This window comes from Neisseria sp. P0001.S005 (genome assembly GCF_051963715.1).
On the sequence record NZ_JBQCTZ010000695.1, the window covers coordinates 1 to 400 of the forward strand.

General features: G+C 46.0%; 1 tRNA gene. It reads left to right on the forward strand.

Annotation, left to right across the window (positions count from 1 at the left end):
• Nucleotides 1-76 (forward strand) — tRNA-Phe (locus ACTHSP_RS22425).
• Nucleotides 77-400: the final 324 nt, after the last annotated feature.

Sequence of the window (400 nt, forward strand, 5' to 3'; positions counted from 1 at the left end):
GGCCAGATAGCTCAGTTGGTAGAGCAACGGATTGAAAATCCGTGTGTCGGCGGTTCGATTCCGCCTCTGGCCACCACAAACCGCCTTAAAGCGGTTATTTTTTTGTCTATACAATTTGTACGCTATACTTAGCGCAAATCCCGTTCCAGACCATGCGTCCCGATTTCCAAACAAGGCCGTCTGAAAATTTTCAGACGGCCGTTGTTCATGTTGGCATGGCATAAAAATCCGCTTTACCGCCCCATTCCGACAGAATACGGCGCTTCCATCCGAATCGGCTGAAACCTTCGCGAACATACTGAATATGAATAAAGTTCAAGGCAGGTCGGTTTACTATATAATACCGTCCAAACCAACCATAACTTACTCATTGCAGGGAAGATAATGAAAAAAGTGCTGA